The organism is Ruegeria sp. CE6, assembly GCF_056537485.1.
In genome coordinates this window covers 1307415-1328988 of record NZ_JBQFRR010000001.1, presented here as the reverse complement: position 1 = coordinate 1328988, position 21574 = coordinate 1307415, and the positions used below count along the sequence as shown (strand labels likewise).

Annotated in this window: 19 protein-coding genes; 18 read left to right on the top strand and 1 reads right to left on the bottom strand. The window is 56.4% G+C overall.

Annotated features, from left to right (window positions below):
* Nucleotides 1-24 precede the first annotated feature (24 nt).
* From ACR0DK_RS06470 to ACR0DK_RS06400, 15 genes are all read left to right on the top strand, one after another.
* Nucleotides 25-1074, top strand: a complete 1050-nt coding sequence (locus ACR0DK_RS06470) for an ABC transporter ATP-binding protein (RefSeq protein WP_170394099.1) — start codon at nt 25-27, stop codon at nt 1072-1074.
* A gap of 84 nt (nt 1075-1158) precedes the next feature.
* Entirely contained in the window at nt 1159-2385 is a 1227-nt protein-coding gene (locus ACR0DK_RS06465) for an extracellular solute-binding protein (RefSeq protein WP_170509123.1), read from the top strand.
* Nucleotides 2386-2448: 63 nt separating this feature from the next.
* Complete coding sequence (locus ACR0DK_RS06460) at nt 2449-3477, top strand: carbohydrate ABC transporter permease (protein WP_170394095.1); 1029 nt, start codon at nt 2449-2451, stop codon at nt 3475-3477.
* 1 nt (nt 3478) lies between these two features.
* Nucleotides 3479-4360, top strand: a complete 882-nt coding sequence (locus tag ACR0DK_RS06455) for a carbohydrate ABC transporter permease (protein WP_170394093.1) — start codon at nt 3479-3481, stop codon at nt 4358-4360.
* A gap of 178 nt (nt 4361-4538) precedes the next feature.
* Nucleotides 4539-5528, top strand: coding sequence for a hypothetical protein (locus ACR0DK_RS06450; RefSeq protein WP_480735275.1), 990 nt, complete (start codon nt 4539-4541; stop codon nt 5526-5528).
* Between the two features lie 132 nt (nt 5529-5660).
* Entirely contained in the window at nt 5661-6197 is a 537-nt protein-coding gene (locus ACR0DK_RS06445; protein ID WP_480568295.1) for an ester cyclase, read from the top strand.
* 4 nt (nt 6198-6201) lie between these two features.
* The gene (gene hisD, locus ACR0DK_RS06440; RefSeq protein ID WP_223118581.1) at nt 6202-7533 is read left to right on the top strand and encodes a histidinol dehydrogenase; all 1332 of its coding nucleotides are present in this window, start codon (nt 6202-6204) and stop codon (nt 7531-7533) included.
* Entirely contained in the window at nt 7530-8582 is a 1053-nt protein-coding gene (locus ACR0DK_RS06435) for an ester cyclase (protein WP_480735273.1), read from the top strand. The genes hisD and ACR0DK_RS06435 overlap by 4 nt, the downstream gene beginning before the upstream one ends.
* A 1-nt stretch (nt 8583) precedes the next feature.
* Entirely contained in the window at nt 8584-9351 is a 768-nt protein-coding gene (locus ACR0DK_RS06430) for an SDR family NAD(P)-dependent oxidoreductase (protein WP_480735271.1), read from the top strand.
* Nucleotides 9351-10370 carry a LacI family DNA-binding transcriptional regulator gene (locus ACR0DK_RS06425; protein ID WP_170465610.1) on the top strand — a complete coding sequence of 340 codons (1020 nt, stop codon included), beginning with the start codon at nt 9351-9353 and terminating at the stop codon, nt 10368-10370. The genes ACR0DK_RS06430 and ACR0DK_RS06425 overlap by 1 nt, the downstream gene beginning before the upstream one ends.
* Nucleotides 10367-11356 (top strand): nuclear transport factor 2 family protein, encoded by a 990-nt coding sequence (locus ACR0DK_RS06420; protein ID WP_480735269.1) that lies wholly within the window; start codon nt 10367-10369, stop codon nt 11354-11356. The genes ACR0DK_RS06425 and ACR0DK_RS06420 overlap by 4 nt, the downstream gene beginning before the upstream one ends.
* Nucleotides 11357-11508: 152 nt before the next feature.
* Complete coding sequence (locus ACR0DK_RS06415) at nt 11509-12471, top strand: cupin domain-containing protein (protein WP_170663400.1); 963 nt, start codon at nt 11509-11511, stop codon at nt 12469-12471.
* A 102-nt stretch (nt 12472-12573) separates the two neighbouring features.
* Nucleotides 12574-13698: a cobalamin-independent methionine synthase II family protein gene (locus ACR0DK_RS06410; protein WP_480735266.1), complete on the top strand. Its 1125-nt coding sequence runs from the start codon at nt 12574-12576 to the stop codon at nt 13696-13698.
* A complete protein-coding gene (locus ACR0DK_RS06405) occupies nt 13695-14399 on the top strand; it encodes an alpha/beta fold hydrolase (RefSeq protein WP_480735264.1) in 705 nt (234 codons plus the stop codon). The genes ACR0DK_RS06410 and ACR0DK_RS06405 overlap by 4 nt, the downstream gene beginning before the upstream one ends.
* Nucleotides 14400-14862: 463 nt before the next feature.
* Nucleotides 14863-15585: a response regulator gene (locus ACR0DK_RS06400; protein ID WP_170561885.1), complete on the top strand. Its 723-nt coding sequence runs from the start codon at nt 14863-14865 to the stop codon at nt 15583-15585.
* Here ACR0DK_RS06400 and ACR0DK_RS06395 read toward each other — a convergent pair.
* Nucleotides 15564-16940: a sensor histidine kinase gene (locus ACR0DK_RS06395; RefSeq protein WP_480735262.1), complete on the bottom strand. Its 1377-nt coding sequence runs from the start codon at nt 16938-16940 to the stop codon at nt 15564-15566. The two genes, ACR0DK_RS06400 and ACR0DK_RS06395, sit on opposite strands and share 22 nt — an antisense overlap.
* A gap of 300 nt (nt 16941-17240) precedes the next feature.
* On the opposite strand from ACR0DK_RS06395, the gene ACR0DK_RS06390 reads away from it, so the two are divergent.
* The 3 genes from ACR0DK_RS06390 to ACR0DK_RS06380 all read left to right on the top strand — a co-directional run bounded on the left by ACR0DK_RS06390 (nt 17241) and on the right by ACR0DK_RS06380 (nt 21373).
* Nucleotides 17241-19016: a type I secretion system permease/ATPase gene (locus ACR0DK_RS06390; RefSeq protein ID WP_223118586.1), complete on the top strand. Its 1776-nt coding sequence runs from the start codon at nt 17241-17243 to the stop codon at nt 19014-19016.
* A 39-nt stretch (nt 19017-19055) separates the two neighbouring features.
* Nucleotides 19056-20387: an HlyD family type I secretion periplasmic adaptor subunit gene (locus ACR0DK_RS06385; protein ID WP_480735260.1), complete on the top strand. Its 1332-nt coding sequence runs from the start codon at nt 19056-19058 to the stop codon at nt 20385-20387.
* A gap of 323 nt (nt 20388-20710) precedes the next feature.
* On the top strand, nt 20711-21373 hold the full coding sequence (locus ACR0DK_RS06380; protein ID WP_223118588.1) for a hypothetical protein: 663 nt from the start codon (nt 20711-20713) through the stop codon (nt 21371-21373).
* Nucleotides 21374-21574 lie beyond the last annotated feature (201 nt).

Below are 21574 nucleotides of genomic sequence, written 5' to 3'. Positions count from 1 at the left end.
CTCAGGTGCAACTGGGAGGACAGTATGGCCGAGATTCAACTGCGCAATGTTGGAAAACGTTGGGGTTCGTTTGTTGGAGTGGACAATTTCGACCTGACAATATCCGACAAGGAATTTCTGGTGCTTCTCGGCCCGTCGGGTTGTGGCAAGACCACGACGATGCGCATGATCGCAGGTTTGGAAGACGCAAGCGAGGGTGATATTCTGATCGACGGTACCCGCGTCAACGATATGGAGCCAAAAGACCGCGACGTCGCGATGGTGTTCCAGTCTTACGCTTTGTATCCGAACATGAATGTCTACGAGAACATTCGTTTCCCGCTGAGGGTACGTGGCATCGACGCTTCCACCCATGACGAAAAAGTGCGCCGTGCGTCGGCGATGGTAGAGTTGGACGACTTTCTGCATCGTAAGCCGGCAGAGCTGTCAGGTGGGCAACGTCAACGGGTGGCTCTGGCGCGTGCGATTGTACGCGAGCCCAACGTGTTCCTGATGGATGAGCCGTTGTCCAACCTTGACGCAAAACTGCGCGTTTCGACTCGCGCGCAGATCAAGAACCTTAGCCATGAACTGGCGGTGACTACGATTTATGTGACACATGACCAGATCGAGGCGATGACACTGGCCGATCGCGTGGTGATCATGAAGCAGGGTGTTGTCCAGCAGGTTGGCTCTCCGACGGCGATCTACGACGAGCCTGCGAACACGTTTGTCGCCAGCTTTATCGGCAACCCTGCGATGAACCTGGTTGATGGCGATGTTCAGGGCGGTGTGTTCCGCGCGCAGAATACCGAAGTGCATGGTCTGAATGCTCCGGATGGCCCAATAACTTTGGGTTTCCGCGCCGAGGACGCCAATGTCGTAGAAAGCGGGGGCGAGATTAACGCGCCCATCTATACGCAGGAATTGCTGGGCGACAGCACCATGGTCTCGGTTCGGATCGGCGGAGCGCTGGTCTCGGTCAAGGCCGACAAAACCTATCGTGCTGAAATCGACGATCAGGTGTCGATTCATATCCATACCGATCACTGTCACCTGTTCGATGCGCAAACCGGCGCGCGCCTTGAGATCTGAGAGACGAAAACCAATCCCGCAATGACGGGACAATCTCGGGTGCAGGCTTCGAAGATGCACCCAATCACCTAGGGAGGAATCAAAATGTTTCTAAAGAAAATCGCATTGGCCGGGTCACTGACCGCCTTTGCTGCGAGCGCGGGTTATGCCTGCGAGATCACGGATCGGGTCAACATCGTCGGCAACGAATTTGCCGCCATTCAGGCTGTGGCCGCTGCTGCAAAGGAATGCACGGGCGCATCTGTTGAATCCAACCTGACATCCGAACACCAAACCATCAACGTCGCCGGTCTGTCGGGTAATCCGTCGGAATACACCTCAGCCATCATCGCCAACAGCTCGATTGTGGCGTTGATGAATGAAGACGTTATCCGACCGCTCAATGACCTGGTCGAAAAACATGGTCAGAACCTGCAGCCGGGACAGTTGATCAAGATCGGCGATGACATCATGGCCATCGCCTTCATGGCCAACGCTCAGCACCTGATGTACCGCAAGGACGTTCTGGAACAGGCAGGCGTCGAAGTTCCAACCACGTATGAAGAACTGCTCGAGGCGGCCGAAGCCATTCGCGCGCAGGGCATAATGCAAAACCCGGTTGGTGGTGCTTACGCTGCGGGATGGAATCTGGCGCAGGAATTCAACAACATGTTCCTTGGCTATGGAGGTACTCATTTCAAGCCCGGCAGCGCAGAGCCCAACATCAATACCGAGGCCGGTGTCAAAGCGCTGAACATGATGAAGGCTTTGTCCGAGTATATGAACCCCGACTTTCTGACCCATGATTCCAATGCCACCAACGCGGAATACCGCGCGGGCAATGTGGCGATCATGAATATGTGGGGGTCACGGGCGTCACAGCAGACCACAACCGAAGGTGTCTTGCAGGAAGTAATCGATGGCCATGCCATTGCAGCGCCGCTGACCGTGGGTGGCGGCACGACTCCGGCCTCGACCCTTTGGTGGGACGGATGGACCGTCGGCAAGAACATCTCGGATGAAGAGGCTGAGGCGACTTTTGTCGCGATGACGCATGGCGTCCGCCCCGAAATGTTGAACGATGAAACCACGCCGCTGGCAGTCTGGTTGATCGAAGGGTACGAACCTGCGGACGACGCGCAGGGTGTATTTGACGCTGCCAAAATGGGCACGACGCCTTATCCGATGCTGCCCTACATGGGTTTGATGCACAGTGCACTCGGCAATGAACTTGCCGATTTCATGCAGGGCAAGGAAAGCGCTGAACAGGCGCTGGCCGATGTCGAGGCCGCCTATCGCGCCGCGGCAATCGAACAGGGCTTCCTACAGTAAAACGCCCCTCGCGGGTGCCCAATTCGGGCACCCGCCCAATCAAGCCGACACGGGAATTGCGACATGCGCCATAAGACATTCCTTTGGTTTTTCCTGCCCACAGGACTTGCAATGCTGCTGTTCATTGCAATGCCCATCGTCTCGGTGGTGATCCAATCCATTTACGCCCCACACCCGGCGGTTCTGGTGGAAGTCGAAAACTGTACTCCGCTTGTCGGGTGCACAACCGAGACCACCATCGATCAGGAAGCCACCGCAGCGCTTCGTGCCGAACAACCATTGGGCAGATTTGTCGGGCTGGATATCTACTTTGATCGCGGCCACCTGGCGATACAGGAGGTTGGCGAAATCTGGGCGGCGAGTGACACGTGGGGTGACCTTTTCTCAGAGGTCGGAAACTTGCCCTTCTATCGGGCCATGGCCTTTACGCTGACCTTCACATTCATTGTGACACCCCTCACGATCATTCTGGGGCTGGTGATTGCGCTGGCGGTCAACTCACTGCATCGGCACCTCAAGGGTTTGATGATCTTCTTCTCGCTCTTGCCTATGATAGTTACACCGCTGATCGGCTCGCTCATTCTGTTTTGGATGATTGACAGTCGTGGCGTCATCGGCAACGCCCTTGTAAACTTGGCCGGAGATCCGGATTTCAGTCTAAAGGCTTCGACCGGGCTGATGTGGGTGGCGCTGATGGTTTATGGCGTCTGGAGCTCGGCCCCCTTTGCCTTCGTGGTGTTCTACGCCGGTTTGCAAACTTTACCCAAAGATCAGATCGAGGCTGCCCAGATCGATGGGGCAACCCGCTGGCAACAGGTTAAATTCGTGGTTGTTCCCCATCTCATGCCACTGGTTACGTTTGTTGCGCTGATCCAGTTGATGGATAATTTCAAGGTGTTCGAACCGATTATCGGCTTCAGCGCCGGTGCCCATGCGCAATCGCTCAGCACTTTCATCTTCAACGACCTCGGCGGTGAAACGCGACAGCTGTCCTCTGCGGCCGCTACGTCTGTGATCACGATTATCGGGGTCGCCATTCTGTTGTCGCCCGTGCTTGTCCGCACCTGGCGTGACTTCAAAGGAGCAAGATAACATGGCCAGCCGTGCGCAAAGAATGCCCAAAAGCCTTCGGATTGCTTCGTCGCTTTTTGTGATCCTTTGGTTCATCCTGGCCGCTTTCCCGTTCCTCTGGACGGTTTGGGGGTCGTTCAAGGTAGAGCTGGATTTCTTCTCGATCGCCGATTGGACCAACGCCTTAACCGGCGCGCGGACCGAGGCAGTTTATGGCTCACCCTTTACCACCACCGGTTACGAAGGGGCTTGGATTCAGGAAGAATTTTGGCGGAATGTTCTGAACACGGGGATCGTTTGCGTCTTTGTGGTCGCCATCTCGCTGACCATCGGAACGCTGGGGGGCTATGCGCTTTCGCGGTCGAGCTATAACTACACATTCTGGCTTTTGATCACGGCGCTGATCTTCCGCGCGATGCCGCCGATCACGTTGGTTTCGGGTTATCTGTTGCCCTTCTTTGAATGGAATATCTGGGGGATACTGCCGACGACAATTATCGTACTTGTCGCGATCAACCAGCCGTTCACCCTGTGGATGCTACACGCCTTCTTCAAGAACATCCCCAGCGAGCTTGACGAAAGCGCAAAGGTCGACGGCTGCAACCAGTTTCAGGCCTTCCGCCGCGTGATCATTCCGGTGATGTGGCCGGGTGTGATCACCACGGGGCTGTTCTCGTTTCTTCTGGCCTATAACGACTTTGCCGTTGGGGCGATGCTGTTGTCAGAAAGCAACCGCACGATGGTTCCAGCCATCGCTGCGTTCCTTGGTACAACGCAAACCGAGGGCAACGTAATGTTTGCCGTTGCGGCCGTGGTTTCTGCGACGGTTCCGCTGTTCATCTTGGTGATGTTCTTCCAGCGTCAGATTGTGGGCGGTTTGACCGCCGGGGCTGTGAAAGGCTGACGCTGATGGGACGCACGCATCCTCAGTCCGTATTTGCCCATGCGCACGCGGCCAGCCTGAATATGGCTGCGTGCCGGGCAAGGCGGCCAGGGCGAGTTCCTTTTGCTTTGATGCGCGCAGGGCCATGCGGGGCGTTTCTCCGCAGACGCCTTGAACAGATCCTACAGAGACAAAGTTAATGGAACGCCTCGACCGTAAACCCTTTCTGAATTTCACCGCCGCGCAACGCCATCCAGGCAATTTCCGGCCAGCCTATGAGGGATTCTTCGCCCCCGGTGCACATGTCAACGTGGTGCATCCTTTCAACGAGGTCGCGGGTGGCCTCGGGCTGCACGATCACGTCATCGCCCCGCTCGCAGCCTCCTTCGATGGGCTTTTTCGGCGCGATGATATCGTCATGGCCGGTGTATTTGAAGGACAGGGCTGGATCAGCGCCACCGGCTATTTCGTCGGTCGGTTCTCGCGCGACTGGCTTGGTATCCGCGCCACAGGTGAGCTTGCCTATCTGCGCTTCGGCGAGTTCCACCGTATGCAGGATGGCAAGGCGGTGGAGAGCTATATCTTCTTCGATATCCCAGAACTGATGCTGGCTGCAGGGCAATGGCCGATCACCGATAGCCCGGGCAAGACCCGTGGCTTCACCGGGATGATTCAGGGTCCAGCAAGCCATGATGGCATCTTGACCACGCCGCAAGACCCAGTCGAGGGGGCCAAGAGCTATCGTATGGTCACAGAAATGCTGGCCAAGCTTGCCACCAAGAACGAGGCCTGGCGCCCGTTCTGGCATGACAACATGGTCTGGTACGGCCCCGGCGCCTTCGGTTCTTTCGTCGGGCTCGAGAGTTTTGCAAGCTTCCAGGTGCCTTTCGAGGCCACCTTCGAAGGTTGGTCCGGAGGTAGTGCGGGAAATGGCATGACTGCGCATTTCACCCGCTTTGGCGAAGGCAATTACGTATGCTCGGGTGGCTGGCCTTCCTTGACTGGTGTCCAGGTGAAACGCTTCCTCGACCAGCCCGCAAGCGAAAAACGCGTCTTCATGCGGGTCTGCGACTGGTGGCGTCGAGAGGACGATCTGTTGGTCGAAAACTGGGTTTTCGTCGACATCCCGCATGTGTTGTTGCAGCTGGGATATGACCTTTTTGCCGACATCGCCGAGCAAGCCGCATGAGCAGCTCTGCAAGACATAACGCCGTTGGCCGCCACCCGGCGCTCAACCGGATGCCGAGGGATTTTCTGTCAGCTGATTGAGCTACCCGATGAAGACAGAATTTCTATTGGCACCAATACAAGGATGAGAAAGATGAAGGGTTCCCGCCCGGAACAGGCCGTGCTGACACGTGATACGGACCTCGACAAAACAGAAGACACCCGCCGTGTGATTGAAACCATGGTGGATGGTCTGAACGATCACCGTATCGATGACATCGGCGAATTCTTCTCGGAAGGCTTCCGCTGGATGGGCAATCAGGGCTGTGGCACAAAAACTGGCCTGAAACAGTTTCAGGACAATTGGCAACGCCCGTTTCAGGCGGCTTTTTCGGACAAGACATGCATCGACGAAGCGCGCCTTTACATGGGCGAGTGGGCGGCTGCGTTTGGCCGACAGGAAGCAACCCATTCGGGTGAGTTCCTGGGGATCGCCCCCACCGGAAAGCGGGTCGAGATCCGATATATGGATTTCTGGAAAGTGGTCGAAGGCAAGATCGTCGACAATTGGGTGAATGTGGATTTCGCGCATGTAGCGGCACAGCTGGGTGTCGATCTGTTTAACGGCGAAGGCTGGGAAGCATTTGACCGGGGTGAGAAGTCTCCGCCCCGGCCTGAAACTAAGGATTAGGACAATGACAATCGAGTATCTGAAACGTGGTAAGTCCGATGCTGACCGAGCCGAGGATGACGCCAAAACACGCGCTGTCGTCGAAGCGACGCTGAAAGACATCGAAACACGTGGCGATGCTGCGGTACGCGAGCTAAGCGAGAAGTTCGATAACTATTCGCCAGCATCGTTTCGGTTGTCTCAAGACCAGATCGGCGACCTGATCAATCAGCTAACGGATCGAGAGCTGGCGGACATCAAATTCGCGCAGGAGCAAGTGCGCAACTTTGCACAAGCTCAGCGCGATTCGATGCTGGATATCGAAGTTGAGACTCTGCCGGGCGTCATTTTGGGCCACAAGAACATCCCCGTACAATCGGTGGGCTGTTATGTGCCCGGTGGAAAATTCCCGATGGTGGCCTCGGCGCATATGTCGGTGGCGACGGCCTCGGTGGCGGGCGTGCCGCGCATCATCGCCTGCACCCCTCCGTTTCAGGGCAAGCCCAATGCAGCGGTGATCGCCGCCATGCATTTGGGTGGGGCGCATGAGATTTACGTGATGGGCGGCATTCAGGCTATCGGCGCCATGGCGTTGGGAACCGAGACGATTGATCCAGTCCACATGCTTGTCGGTCCGGGTAACGCCTTTGTCGCAGAAGCTAAACGTCAGCTATTTGGCCGCGTCGGTATCGACCTGTTCGCCGGCCCGACCGAGACCATGGTGATTGCTGATGAGACCGCCGCAGACGCAGAGCTGTGCGCGACCGATCTTCTGGGTCAGGCCGAACATGGATATAACAGCCCCTGCGTATTGCTGACCAATTCTCGCAAACTGGCCGAGGACACGATGGCCGAGGTGGACCGGCTGCTGGGCATTCTACCGACCGCGGGCACCGCAAAAGTATCGTGGGAGGAATATGGCGAAGTGATCGTCTGCGACACGTATGATGAGATGCTGCGGGTTGCTGATGACATTGCATCTGAACATGTGCAGGTCATGACCGATCGCGACGACTGGTTCCTTGAGAACATGACTTGTTACGGCGCACTGTTCCTTGGCCCGCGTACCAATGTCTCGAACGGTGATAAGGTTATTGGCACCAATCACACGCTACCTACCAAAAAAGCTGGCCGCTATACAGGTGGTCTATGGGTAGGTAAATATCTGAAAACACATAGCTATCAAAAGGTTCTGACTGATGAGGCAGCAACCTTGATCGGCGAATATGGCTCGCGCCTATGCATGCTCGAAGGTTTTGTGGGGCACGCCGAGCAATGTAACGTCCGCGTACGGCGTTACGGCGGCATCAATGTCCCCTACGGCGCGCCTGCACCTTACAGGGACGCCGCAGAATGAGTGACAGGCATACTGAGCACAAGACCCTGATCGCACAGGTCAGGGCTGCGATGTATGACTTTACCGAAGCCGGTGTCCGGCAGGCGTTGGATAAGATTTGTTCTCCCGACGCTGTGTTCCATCTGAGCTATCCGTTTGGCGACACCAATGGGAGTAGTGCTTATTACGATTGTTGCTATCGCGATCTTCTGACCGCATGGCCCGATCTTGAGCGCCGCGATTATATCGTCATGGCTGGACCTGATGAATTCGGGGCTGATTGGGTTGGATGCGGCGGGTACTATACCGGCACTTTCGCGGGGCCATGGCTGGAGATTCCGCCGACAGGCCATCAGGTCACCATGCGGTTTCACGAGTTTTACCGGATCGAAAATGGCAAAATCGCCGAGGTGCAGGCGCTTTGGGACATCCCCGAAGTGATGATGCAAGCGCAGGCCTGGCCCATGGCACCCGGTTTGGGGCGGGAATGGCATGTTCCGGGACCCGCGACGCAGGACGGGCTGGTGCCCGGCCCGTATGACGAGGCCAAGGGCAAAGAGACTTGCCAGCACATTGTCGACATGCTGAATCATCTGACCAAACATCCCGCAGAAGGTGGTCCGGAGGTGATGGAGATGGAGCGGTTCTGGCATCCTCGGATGAACTGGTACGGCCCCTCGGGGATCGGCACAGGGCGGGGTATTGCGGGGTTCCGTAATTGGCATCAGATTCCATTCCTCAACGCAATGCCGGATCGCGGGCAGGATGTAGATGAAATCACCTGTCATTTCTTTGGCGACGGTGACTATGCGGCTGTTACGGGTTGGCCCAACATGATCCAGACTGTCACCAATGATGGCTGGATGGGGATTGCACCGTCGGGCAAGAAGATCACGCTGCGCAGCCTCGATTTCTGGCGGCTTGAAAATGGCAAGATTCGCGAGAACTGGGTTTTAGTTGATCTGCTGGATACCTATCGCCAGCTGGGTGTTGACGTCTTTGCCCGGTTGCGAGAGTTCAACAAGGCGCGCGTTCCGGGCCGCATTCCATTTCCGGTTGGCGAGGTTTGATATGTCCCAATTTCCCAGCACCCCAAGTTTCAATCTTAACGGCAAACGCGCATTGGTCGCGGGCGCGTCGTCCGGTATCGGCATGGCCTGTGCCGTAGCGCTGGCAGAGCATGGTGCCGAAGTGACACTGGCGGCGCGGCGCAAGGATGCGTTGCAGGATCTGGCAACAGAGATGAACGCTCGGGGATGGTTGGCGAATATACTTGAACTGGATGTTTCTGACGTTGCAGGCACTGCTGATGCTGTGGCGCAAAACGGGCCGTTTGATATCCTGCTGAACTCAGCCGGTCTGGCCCGACACAGCAGGGCCGTGGACACACGGCCCGAGGATTTTGATGCGGTAATGGATGTCAATGTCCGAGGGGCCTATTTTCTGACCCAAGCGGTGGCAAAAGGATTGTTAGAAGCTGGGCGCCCCGGATCACTGATGAACATCTCCAGCCAGATGGGCCATGTGGGCGGGCGGGAAAGGGCGGTCTATTGCGCGTCAAAATTCGCGGTCGAAGGCTTTTGCAAGGCGATGGCGCTGGAGTTCGGCCCTGCAAAAATTCGGGTCAACACGATCTGCCCAACTTTTATTCTGACCGATTTGACCAAGTCGACTTTTGATGACCCGGACAAGCGCGCATGGATATTGGACAAGATCAAGTTGGGCCGTCCGGGCGAGATCGAAGACATCATGGGGGCAGTGGTTTATCTTGCCTCGGATGCATCGGCTTTGGTGACGGGCACCGCGTTGATGATAGACGGAGGTTGGACAGCAGACTGATGGCGGCGCAAAAAGTTACATCCATGGAGGTCGCCCGCCTTGCCGGGGTCAGCCAGTCTGCCGTTAGCCGTGTGTTCACTCCGGGGGCTTCAGCCTCGAAGAAGACGATTGAAAAGGTTCGTCAGGCCGCCAAGCAACTGGGCTATCGGCCGAACGTCCTTGCGCGTGCCGTAGTGTCCGGCAAAAGCCGGATCATTGGGCTTGTTGTGGCGTATCTGAATAATCAGTTTTATCCTGAAGCACTGGAAAGGTTGACGAACACGCTGCAGGAGCGCGGCTACCATGTGATGATATTCATGGCGTCGAACCAGGCCGAAAACGTAGATAGCGTGGTCGAGGAATTGCTCGACTTTCAAGTCGACGGCATAATCGCGGCATCGGTGGCCCTGTCGTCGACCTTGTATGAACGTTGTCGGACCGTTGGCGTACCGATGGTGTTGTTCAATCGGGCACAGGATGACCTCACTATGTCATCGGTTACATCCGACAATGTCGCCGGTGGCCGAAAGGCAGCCGAGTTTCTGCTGGCTGGCGGTCATGAGAAGATCGGATATATCGCCGGGTGGGAGGGCGCTTCGACCCAGCGCGATCGCGAAGCGGGGTTCGTAGCGGCCCTGCAAGAGGCGGGTGTCAAACTGCACGCCCGTGGCGCCGGGAACTTCATCGCTGAACAGGCGCGTGAGGCAACGCTACGCATGTTCGCGTCCGATCCACCGGACGCTGTGTTCGTGGCCAATGATCACATGGCGATCTCTGTGATGGACACGCTGCGGTTCGAGTTGGGCCTGCAAATTCCGGCCGACGTCTCGGTTCTGGGATATGACGATGTCGCCGTTGCCTCTTGGCCAGCCTACAATCTGACAACTATTCGTCAGCCTGCCAATCGGATGGTTGCCGAAACCGTCGATATTCTACTTAGCAAGATCGAAAATCCCGCTGCTGCGCCCCGCCGCACCGAGATTGACGGACCTTTGATCGTTCGCGGCTCCGCCCGCATACCTGAAGGATGGAAGACATGAAGGGATTTGATCCCAAATTCAAAGATTTCCCGGACTATATCATCGGCATCACCAAAGAGATTTGGGAAGACCGTGGCATTGCGACTCTGCATCAATATTACAGCCCAGACATCGTCGTCCGCTCGCCCGGTTCGGTTGTGTTGGGTAACCAGAATGTCATTGGTGCAACAATGGCCACGTTGGCCGAGTTCCCCGACCGTCAGCTGCTGGGCGAGGATGTGATCTGGTCGGGCACCCCGGAAGAAGGCATGCTGAGCTCGCATCGTATCCTGTCGACCGCCACGCATCGGGGCAATGGTGTCTATGGCAAAGCCACCGGAACACGCTTGCGATACCGAATTCTGGCCGACTGCCACGCCATCGACAACATGATCGATGACGAATGGCTTATCCGAGATCAGGGTGCGATTGTCCGGCAAATGGGCTGGGATCCCAAGGAATATGCCGCCGATCTGATAACGCGTGAAGGTGGGGCCGAGGCCAGTGTGAAGCCTCTGTCACCCAAGAACGACATCGAAGGCCCCTACAAGGGGTACGGCAATGACAATGAATGGGGACACCGCCACGCGGATCTGCTGACACGGATAATGAATGCAGATATGGGCGCGATAGAACGAGAGTATGACCGAGGCGTGCAGACCGAATATCCCGGCGGTGTCACGGGCCATGGCTGGGATGCGGCTGATCGGTTCTGGATGTCTTTGCGTGCAGCCATGCCAAGCGCAACCTTCACCATCCATCATCAGATCGGGCGCGATGATCCGAATATGCCACCCCGCTCGGCCCTGCGCTGGAGCTTGCATGGCAAGCATGACGGTTGGGGCGTGTTCGGCAAACCCACAGGCGCTGAGTTGTATGTGTTGGGGATCAGCCATGCCGAATGGGGCGAGTTGGTTGGAGGCGACATCAGGCTGCGACGCGAATGGACCTTGTTCGATGAAACCGCAGTCTGGAAACAGCTTCTGTTGGAAACCGGGGATCTCTGATGCCTCAAACGCGCGTCGCATTGGATGCCAGTGAAGGAACTCGGCGGTACCACGGCCACCGGGCGTCCTTGCGGGCGCGGCGGCTGAATAATCGCCCTCCGGGTGCATGAGGATCGAGACCTCTTGTACCAATTCAATGAACGGAGACCATTATGAGCACGATCCAACAACGCATTGTCCGCTACGGCGAACTGCAGCCTTGTAAAACCGCATTTATTGACGCGCACACGCCCGGTTCGGACCAGAAGGAAAACTTTACCATCGTAGGCGGTGGCGTATCCGAAAGCCCCGATCAGCATGTCCACATCACCGACAAAATCGGTTTCAATATTGGCGCGGCGGGGCAACCTCCGAAATGCCGGAATTCGCTGCACAGCCACACCACGGCCGAGGTGTTCTTTGTCGCCAAAGGACGTTGGCGGTTCTTCTGGGGTCGCTATGGCACTGCGGGCGAGTTTATTGCCGAGGAAGGTGACATATTTAACATTCCAACTGGCATCTTTCGCGGTTTCGAAAATGTCGGGCAGGATTATGGGATGATCATGTCGATCCTGGGCGGCGATGATGCGGGTGGCGGTGTCACCTGGGCACCACAGGTGATCGAAGACGCGCAGGCGCATGGGCTGATGCTGGGCGACAATGGCGTGCTGTATGACAGCAAGAAGGGTCAGGAACTGCCCCACAACGTGCGCCCCATGCCGCTGCTGACCGAAGAAGAGCTTAAGAGCTATCCGGAAGTTCCGGTCGAAAATGTTATCGGCAAATATGTGGCACGCTATTGGGATCTGATGGCGCTTTCCGCTAACAAGCCAGCCAAAGTGATTGGCGAAGATGCCCTGATCACGGATAAGCCGGGGTTTGAGGTCGATTTCCTCGGACGCGGCTCTTGTTTGAACGAACCCGTCGCGGCGCATATGCCCGTCGTCCTCATGCCTGCGAGTGGTCATTGGCGGATTACAGTCGATGGCTATGAAACAACTTTGTCCGCAGGCGATACAGCGCTGGTTCTGTCAGGTGAAAGCTACAGTATCGTGCCCTCAATGACCGGAGAGGCCGGTCTGTATCGTATCACGGCAACGGACGATCCCGCCGGTGCTACCTGGACCGGTGCATAAAGGCAAAGTTGCGCGCTCCGATCTTTTTCGGGGCGCGCAGTATGTGACCCGTGCTTCACTTTGGACTCGGCACAGGGAAGTAATTGAATTGGAGATGACAAGATGACCCGAATTTCAACCACCCATGTGGGAAGTCTGCCGCGCAGTCAGGAAGTCGTCGATTTCATCTTCGCGCGTGAGCGGGAGGAACCGTTCGATCAGACAGATTTTGATGCCTGCATGACGAACGCGGTGTCCGAGACCGTAGGCAAACAGGCTGCAGCGGGGATCGATATTGTATCGGATGGCGAGACTTCGAAAATCTCTTACGCGACCTACGTCAAGGACCGCTACACCGGGTTTGCAGGCGACAGCCCGCGCAACGCTCCGGCTGATCTGAAGATGTTTCCGGGCTTTCTTCAACGTTTGGCGAATGATGGCGGAACTCCACAATACGCGCGGCCCATGTGCGTAGGCGATGTGCGCTCGAAAGGGCAGGGCGAGTTGCAGAAGGATATCGACAACCTCAAAAGAGCCATGGTTGAGCACGGGATTGAGCGCGGATTTATGAATGCTGCCAGCCCGGGTGTGATCTCTCTTTTTCTGCAGAACGACTATTACCCGACGCGCGAGGCGTATCTGGCCGCGCTGGCCGATGCGATGAAATCCGAATATGAAACCATCGTCGCGGCGGGCCTGGATATTCAATTGGATTGTCCCGATCTTGCCCTGTCGCGCCATATGCTGTTCACCGATCTTTCTGACGAGGAATTTGTCAGTATTGCCGAAATGCATGTCGAAGCGCTGAACCATGCATTGCAGGATGTGCCCGCCGACAAGGTTCGGGTTCACATCTGCTGGGGCAATTACGAAGGTCCGCATTGCTGCGATATCGGAATGGACAAGGTGTTCTCGACTTTGATGTCAACCAAGTCGCGCTATGTGCTGTTTGAAACCTCGAACCCGCGCCATGCACATGAGTGGACAGTGTTCCGCGAACGCAAGTCCGAGATACCGGATGACAAGGTACTTGTGCCGGGCGTGGTCGATACCACCACGAACTTTGTCGAACACCCTGAATTGGTCGTGCAACGTCTTGAGCGGTTCGTGAACATCGTGGGAGCGGAGCGGGTGATTGGCGGATCGGATTGCGGTTTTGGCACTTTTGCGGGGTTTGGCGCTGTCGATCCTGATATCGCCTATGCCAAACTGGGTGCGCTGGCCGAAGGGGCTGCTCTGGTCAAATGACACCACTTGTCTTTTTGCCGGGCATGATGTGCGATGCTCGGCTATTCTCGCCGCAAATTGGTGCATTGTCTGGCAGATATCCGATATTTGTCGCCCCCATTGGTGCGCATGATACGATGCGGGCTCTGGCCGCCGAGGTTTTAAGACACGCGCCCGACCGGTTCGCATTGGCCGGTCTTTCCATGGGAGGCATTGTTGCGATGGAAATACTGCGGCAAGCACCGGGGCGTGTAGCGGGGATGGCGTTGATGGACACCAACCCGCTGGCAGAGGCGGATCAGGTCAAGGCGAGGCGTGAGCCCCAGATAGAGGCGGTTAAAAACGGTCGGCTACGCGATGTGATGGCCGAGGAAATGAAGCCCAACTATCTGATCGATGGCCCTGATCGACAATCAATTTTGGAGCTATGCATGGATATGGCTATGGCCTTGGGGCCGGAGATTTTTACTAACCAATCCATGGCCCTACGAGATCGCCCGGATCAAAGTCACACATTGCGCGCTTTCAAGGGATCTGCGCTGGTCCTTTGCGGTCGTCATGACGCGTTATGCCCAGTCGAACGCCACGAATTGATGCATGACCTGTTGCCGCAAAGCCGGTTGGAAGTCATCGAACATGCGGGGCATTTACCAACTCTGGAACAGCCGCGGCAAACCACGGCGGCGCTGCTGCGCTGGCTGGAGAAAATCGAAGAAATCTAAGCCGGATTTCCGCAAGGCCGTAGATAGCCCTGGTAGAAACTGACTACGATATTACTCTGTCGGACTTGGAGCCCCTATCGTAGCATGGACGCAGCAGTAACGATTTAGAGTTTCTGAGGCACCCAAGTCTTGTTCAGAGCCTACTGTCGTGATCAAAACTGCACTCAAGTCGGGGTGCACGCGATACACCAAATACAAAGCCCGCTACCAAGTCTCTGACGAAGATTGCCTCGTTGCACGCAGCCACCCGCGGAAAGTGGTGGAAGAGGGAGGAATTTGCTGTTTGGCGTGACAAACTTTTCAATCGTCCGGAATGCCCCGGTAGATGATTGTCTGGTTTAGCCATGAGTGGCGATTGCGGTCGCCGCGTACCAGACAGTTTGATCGTTCTCTGCAACATTGACAGCTTCGAATAGCAAATGTTGTTATCGTAACGACAGGCATCGTCCCGAGGAGAAGAGCTATGCAAGACGTCGCGGATCAATCCGCTGGCTATGATGAGCACATTCTGATTTGTGACGATGACATCGAGTTTGCTCAGGGTGTTTGTGCATTTCTGACTGACAAAGGGTACAAAATCGAACACGCGCAAGATGTACCCGCTGCGCGGTTGATGATGGCTGATGAAACCTACAGCTTGTTTCTGCTGGACCTCGTGATGCCAGGAACTAGTGGTAAGGTGTTATGTCACGAGATTGCTTCGCGCATAGATGCCGGGATCATCATGATCAGTTCGATTGATGACGACGCCGAGCGGATTTCCCTGCTGGAACTGGGCGCGGATGATTACATCATTAAACCATTCAACGAGTTGGAACTCCTGGCGCGCGTGCGTGCTGTGCTGCGCAGGCGTGCTGGTGGAACGCAGGGAAAATCCCGGGTTACCCGGTTCGGAGAATGGGAGCTTGTTGAAAACGAGCGGCATCTCAAAAGCGAGGATGGTCGGCTCATCACCCTCACCTCAAGTGAAGTGCGGGTCATGCGGTTTTTTGCTGAAAATCCGGACGTGTTGTGCACCCGGGAAGACCTACTTGCCGTCGCTCGAACGCGGCAGCATGGCGGAGCAGGGGACCGGAGCGTTGATGCTCTGATCAAACGGTTGCGGTCGAAGATCGAGAACGATCCATCAAATCCGGAATATATTCGAACGGTCTGGGGGCAGGGTTACATCTTTCGTCCAGGCTGAACTCCGGAATCAAGCGGCAAAAGCACATTAGCCCTAAGGCCCCCGCTAGGGCGGTTTTCAAGCGTAACAGTGCCCCCCTGATCGACAACAATCGCCCGGACAATAGCAAGGCCGAGGCCCGTGCCGGGTTCGGTGGCTCCTAGTCTCTGGAAAGGCTCAAATGCTGTTTCAAGTTGTTCGGTTGGGATACCTGGTCCTTCATCTTCTATGTGAATTGCCGCCATATCATTCGACGTGGTCAAAGAAACACTTGTTCGGCCCCCGTATTTGACCGCATTCTCCAACAAGTTTCTAAGAACCCGCGTAAGCGCGTTGTGTCTTCCTTTGACCACCGCAGATTGTTCGATTGTGCAGGTCACATCGCGACCCGCCTCAACCTGTTCATCTACCAACGCCTCAACCAGTGAGCGCAAATCCAGGCGTGCAAGCTCTCCATCGTGATGCGTTTCACGATTGAGGTTGGTGACGGAGTTTACAATATCGCTGATGGTTTCCAACCGCTTGAGCAGTTGCTCTTTGGGTGCTGTTGGTTCCAATTTCTGGATCGCATCGTGCATCCGTGCAATCGGTCCCTTCAGGTCATGCCCGAGGCTACGAAGCAAGGTTGTCTTGTACTCAAGCGCCAGAACAATCCGGGCTTCCATGCGATTGAACGCAATAATTGTGTGGCGGATATCAATGGCACCCGCCTCGACGAGTGGGCCGACTTCTTCACCCCGGCCGATCAACTCGGCATTGACGGCCATCGCGCTCAGCGGTCGCATCACTTTCTGAATAAGAAACGCAAGTGCGCAAAGCAGGGTAAGCGCGACCAGACTGTCGATTGAGCCAACGATGACCAAAGGTACAATGTTCTTGTTTTTCATAAGCAAATAGCAGTTCAGCCATTCGTCATCATCCTTGAGCCGGACCGAAAAAACGCTCACCAGAAACGCGTCAACGCTTTCTGCATCGATAGGTTCGCCCGAGTGGCTCTTGAACAGTTGCAACAGCGCGCTTTGGTCGTGTTTGGCGTCAACGACCGTGTCTGCCACGGACAGTTCCGCGACGGCGATCCCACGGTGTTCCAGCCGCGCCGTCAGCCAGTTAGCCAGATTCGGGCGGTCGCGGCCATTGGCCAAAGTGGTTGCTGCATCCTGCGTGCCGACCCTGACACTCCATTCTGCAGGAAAGAAACCAAGCGCTGCTTCGGAGCGGCTGTCAGGGGGCACGCGGGCCAGGGTTGAAACCACCTGCGCAAGAAAGGCATCGCCCCTGTTTCGGATCTCTTCAGCGCGAGAGTTTCGGATCTGGACCACGTCGGTGACTACCGAGAACACGCCGACAATCGTCCAGCTGATAAGCACGATGCTCATAACTTGTGTTCGAAGTGTCAGATCATTCCAGCGCATTGCGCGTAGGCTCCCTGTCCCATCCCCCTGACTTGGGACGCTAATTCAAATACCGCCGCATTCCCAAGCGGAAATTGCAACCGCCATGCCGCTGATGATGCAAAGGGGTTTCACCCACCGGTACCGCATTTCGGGGCACCCGGCTTCGTCAGCTCGGTAAACAACCGGCCAAATTCGTCAATTGAATCAAAGTGTGACAAGCCCTTGGGGCATCGGCGGCTGGTCTCCAAGTATCACCCACAGAGTTTTTATTGGGAGCCAGCTATGTCAAAGCATTCATCCGTTCATCCACAACTTGCCAGCGCCCGGCGCGCGCTGAGGGGCAATCTGATTGCCACCGGCGTTTTCAGCGGTGTTGTGAACCTATTGATGCTGACAGGGCCGATTTTCATGCTTCAGATCTATGATCGCGTGATGTCTAGCCAAAGCGTGAATACGCTTGTCGCGCTCAGCACACTTGTCGCCGGTCTGTACTTGTTCATGGCCTTGATTGACGGCGCGCGGACCCGTGTGCTGGTTGCCATGGGGCATCGCTTTGAACAAAGGCTCACCCGAACAGCGTTTGATTGCACTTTGTCCGAGCCGTCACGCAACCGTCCGGGTGGCAACCCTGCGGCGGCAATTCAAGATGTCGAAAAAATTCGCGGTTTCCTGTCGGGCCAAGGTGCCGGAGCTTTGTTCGATCTGCCGTGGATCCCGGTCTATCTGGGATTGGTTTTTGCCATGCACATGTGGCTAGGTATGGTCGGTGTAATTGGCGCGCTGGCATTGGTTGCCATTGCCATCGTTACGGATATCAAGGTCCGCGCTGCCGCGTGCGTTCAGTCTGAGCATTCAGCCAAGCGCAACCGTCTGGCAGAAGCCGGCCGCCGGAATGCCGAAATGGTTCGCGCGATGGGGATGCAGTCCAATCTTGGCAAGACCTGGCAGGATGTGAACGATCTCCACCTTGGTGCGAGTGCTAAGGCGGCCACTACTGTCGGAGTGTCTGGTAGCTTTACCAAAGTGTTCCGCCTGGCACTTCAGTCCGCCGTTCTTGCGGTCGCCGCTTATCTTGCCATCCATGGACATATATCGGCTGGCTCAATCGTTGCGGCATCGGTCATCATGTCCCGTGGCTTGCAGCCTATCGAGACTCTGGTCGGTAGTTGGCGCAATCTGGTTGCTTCCCGGCAGGCATGGGCTCAGCTGAAGCAAACTCTTTCTGGTGACGAAGCTGACCATCGTATTTCTATGCCCAAGGCACAGAAGTCGCTGACCGTTGACGGCCTGATCGCTGCCCCTCCGATGGCCACTGCCGCTGTTCTCAAAGGTGTTGGTTTCGATATGAAAGCAGGCGAGGCACTGGCTGTGATTGGGACGACCGGCAGCGGAAAATCAACCTTGGCGCGCACACTTGTTGGTGCATGGTCGGCGGCCAAAGGCAGCATCAGCCTCGACGGTGTGCCGATCGACCAGTACCTGCCTGAGGAGCTTGGCCCCCAGATCGGTTTTCTGCCGCAGGATGTTGAGCTCTTTGACGGAACGATCGCCCAGAACATCGCGCGTTTTGATCCCGAGGCGACGGACGAGATGGTGATTGCCGCCGCCAAGGCAGCGGGTGTTCACGAACTGATCGCTAGCTTCAAAGACGGCTATGCCACCTCGGTTGGCGAGCGTGGCGCGGCCTTGTCCGGTGGTCAGCGACAGCGTGTTGCCCTTGCACGAGCGCTTTATGGTGATCCATTTCTGGTGGTTCTGGACGAGCCCAACTCGAATCTGGATGCCGTGGGTGAGGCCGCACTGAACCATGCCATTCTCGCCGCCAAGGCACGCGGGGCGATTGTGATCGTCATCGCGCACCGGGCGAGTGTGCTGGGTTCAGTCGACAAGATTCTGATCATTGAAGACGGTCGCGCTGGAGATTTTGGTCCTCGAACAGAAGTGATGGAGCGGTTGCGTCAACGCAATCAGGCCGCCGCCGGAGCTGCACGGCCTGCCGCTGAACAGAAGACCGTCGAACAACCCCAACAAACAGACATCGTTGCCGCCACGGGCTGACCCAGTCCCGCGCTGTAAACAGAATGAATGGAGGAAGTCATGAATACCAACAAGAATTCCAACACGAAGACCGAAGGGTTTAGGGATCGTTCTGCCCGATCCATCGGCTTTGGTCTGGTCGCAATTGCAGCGCTCGCCATAGGATTCGGTGGTTGGGCGATGAAAGCCCCGATGTCCGGGGCGGTCGTGACGGCTGGTAGTGTGGTGGTCTCGTCCGACCTCAGAGCTGTGCAACATCCCGACGGAGGTATTGTCGGCGCCATTCACGTCAAAAACGGAGATAGGGTTCAGGCTGGCGATGTTGTTCTGACACTTGATGATCAGCTGTTGTCAGGCAGCCAAGCCTTGGTCGATGACAGGCTTGTGGCGCTTGAAGCGCAGTTGGTTCGTCTCACGGCCGAGCGCGATGGTCTGGACGATCTCGTACTGTCCGAGGAGCTTGCGTCCCGGAAAGACGAAGACAAAGTTGACCGCGCACTCGCAACGCAGCGCGCGGTGATGGAAGCACGTCGTCTGTCGCAGGATGGTGAGGTCGCGGCCTTGGAAGAGAAAATCGAACAGGCAGAGCAGGAAATTGTGGGCCTGGAGGCGCAGCGCGAAGCTTCCGAAGAAGAGATCAAACTGATCGACAGCGAATTGGAGGGTCTGACGCAGCTCTTTGAAAAGGGTTTAGTGCCAGGCACCCGGGTGACGACTTTGCAGCGTCAAAGAAGCAGTCTTGTCGGTAATAGTGGCGGCCTGACCTCTCGGATCGCAGTCGCCCGTGGTCGTATCAGCGAGACGCGTATCCATATCCTGCAACTGGAAAAGACTTTCCGCGAGCAGGTGATGAACGAGATCTCCTCGCTGGAGGTCGAACTGGATGGCTTGAAAGAACGTCGGAGCGCGGCCGCGTTGCAGCTGGCGCGGGTTGACCTTCGGGCTCCGGCGGATGGCATCGTGCACGAGTTGGGTGTGCATACAATCGGCGGCGTGGTGTCTCCGGGCGAAACGCTGATGCAGATCGTGCCCGAGGATGACGGGTTGGTGGTGACCGCTAGTGTCATGCCACAGGACATCAACAATGTCGCCTTGGGCCAGGCTGCGAGCGTGATGATCGGGGCGTTCGATCAACATGTTGCCCCTCGGTTGGATGGGCACGTTGAGTTTGTCTCGGCTGATTTGAAAACAGATCAGATGACTGGCTTACCCTACTACGAGGCGCGGGTTGCACTAAGCGAGGAGGCTGTCGGACTTTTGTCTGACCGCCAGTTGAGCCTGCTGCCGGGTATGCCGGCTGACGTCTTCATCGAAACCGGCGAACGTACCCTGTTCCAGTACCTTCTTGATCCTCTCAGTAAACAAATCCGGACCACGTTCCGGGAGGTCTGATCGACCGCATGATGTGAGCTGCCCAATAGGAAGAAACAGCTAAGACCAGCGCCAGAAATGGCGCTGGTTTTTTCGATCCTGAAGGCGAGGAGGGGCGAAGGTGGTACCTGAGCGGGTGCTGGTCCACATCTTGGAAGCGCGTCCTGTCTGAAAAGAGATGATGCCCGGCTTAAGAGCCTATTTTTGTCATACTTTGTAACAATTTAGCCCCCTTTTTTGCGTTGTAATGAAGGGGCCGGATAACCACCTTTTTGTTATACCCGAGGAGGAAGTTTCTAAGATTTTTTGGGTGCTAAACAAAGTGTGTAACAAGGAGAAATACAATGAAACATGTAACCGCTACGAGCTTCGAGAAAGCCAACGACGATGTCATCGCCGTGCCCCCAATTCAGCCTTTTCCAAAGTGCGGAACCGAGGTGCCAAATGATGGTGAAGACCTGGTGGCTGTAAATCCGTTGCCGATTGATCCGCTGGTTGCCGATCCCATCGAAGATCTGGTTGCCGTGAACCCGCTGCCTTTTGGTGCGGTTCCTGCCGGTGAAGGTGACGACGTCACCGCAGTTTCCCCGATCATGCCTGACCCCCGGTGTGGTACCGAGGTTCCGCAGGATGGTGAAGACCTGATCGCAGTAGCCCCGCTTCCTTATGGTGCGGTTCCTGCTGGTGAAGGTGACGATGTGACCGCAGTTTCCCCGATCATGCCTGATCCACGTTGCGGCACCGAAGTGCCTCAGGACGGTGAAGATCTGGTTGCAGTGAACCCGCTGCCCTTTGATCCGATCGTTCTGGATCAGGGTGATGACGTCATCGCTGTACCCCCGATCCTGCCGCTGCCCAAATGCGGCACCGAAGTACCGGAGAATGAGTATGACCTGACGGAAATGGCGCCTCCGCCGCTGTGCGAAATCGTACCGACTGCAGGCGGCGAAGACATCTGCGGAACCCCCGTTCCGACCGACAGCTTCTTTGTCGATATGGTTGCCTAAGTGGGGCGAAAACTCAGCGATCATCTATCGCTGCACAACCAAAATCCGGGCGTCTTAGTTCCTGTTGAAACGGACGCCCGGGCAAACAGAGGGAAAACTAAACTCACCGGCTGGGGCCTGAAACAGGCGCCAGCCGGATTGCTGGTTTTCTCAGGCCGTGGATTCCATTTTTGTCATACTTTATAACAACTTAACTGGCTT

Coding starts and splice junctions, on each gene's coding strand:
- ACR0DK_RS06470 (WP_170394099.1), top strand. CDS start 25: ATGGCCGAGATTCAACTGCGCAATGTTGGAAAACGTTGGGGTTCGTTT.
- ACR0DK_RS06465 (WP_170509123.1), top strand. CDS start 1,159: ATGTTTCTAAAGAAAATCGCATTGGCCGGGTCACTGACCGCCTTTGCT.
- ACR0DK_RS06460 (WP_170394095.1), top strand. CDS start 2,449: ATGCGCCATAAGACATTCCTTTGGTTTTTCCTGCCCACAGGACTTGCA.
- ACR0DK_RS06455 (WP_170394093.1), top strand. CDS start 3,479: ATGGCCAGCCGTGCGCAAAGAATGCCCAAAAGCCTTCGGATTGCTTCG.
- ACR0DK_RS06450 (WP_480735275.1), top strand. CDS start 4,539: ATGGAACGCCTCGACCGTAAACCCTTTCTGAATTTCACCGCCGCGCAA.
- ACR0DK_RS06445 (WP_480568295.1), top strand. CDS start 5,661: ATGAAGGGTTCCCGCCCGGAACAGGCCGTGCTGACACGTGATACGGAC.
- hisD (WP_223118581.1), top strand. CDS start 6,202: ATGACAATCGAGTATCTGAAACGTGGTAAGTCCGATGCTGACCGAGCC.
- ACR0DK_RS06435 (WP_480735273.1), top strand. CDS start 7,530: ATGAGTGACAGGCATACTGAGCACAAGACCCTGATCGCACAGGTCAGG.
- ACR0DK_RS06430 (WP_480735271.1), top strand. CDS start 8,584: ATGTCCCAATTTCCCAGCACCCCAAGTTTCAATCTTAACGGCAAACGC.
- ACR0DK_RS06425 (WP_170465610.1), top strand. CDS start 9,351: ATGGCGGCGCAAAAAGTTACATCCATGGAGGTCGCCCGCCTTGCCGGG.
- ACR0DK_RS06420 (WP_480735269.1), top strand. CDS start 10,367: ATGAAGGGATTTGATCCCAAATTCAAAGATTTCCCGGACTATATCATC.
- ACR0DK_RS06415 (WP_170663400.1), top strand. CDS start 11,509: ATGAGCACGATCCAACAACGCATTGTCCGCTACGGCGAACTGCAGCCT.
- ACR0DK_RS06410 (WP_480735266.1), top strand. CDS start 12,574: ATGACCCGAATTTCAACCACCCATGTGGGAAGTCTGCCGCGCAGTCAG.
- ACR0DK_RS06405 (WP_480735264.1), top strand. CDS start 13,695: ATGACACCACTTGTCTTTTTGCCGGGCATGATGTGCGATGCTCGGCTA.
- ACR0DK_RS06400 (WP_170561885.1), top strand. CDS start 14,863: ATGCAAGACGTCGCGGATCAATCCGCTGGCTATGATGAGCACATTCTG.
- ACR0DK_RS06395 (WP_480735262.1), bottom strand. CDS start 16,940: ATGAGCATCGTGCTTATCAGCTGGACGATTGTCGGCGTGTTCTCGGTA.
- ACR0DK_RS06390 (WP_223118586.1), top strand. CDS start 17,241: ATGTCAAAGCATTCATCCGTTCATCCACAACTTGCCAGCGCCCGGCGC.
- ACR0DK_RS06385 (WP_480735260.1), top strand. CDS start 19,056: ATGAATACCAACAAGAATTCCAACACGAAGACCGAAGGGTTTAGGGAT.
- ACR0DK_RS06380 (WP_223118588.1), top strand. CDS start 20,711: ATGAAACATGTAACCGCTACGAGCTTCGAGAAAGCCAACGACGATGTC.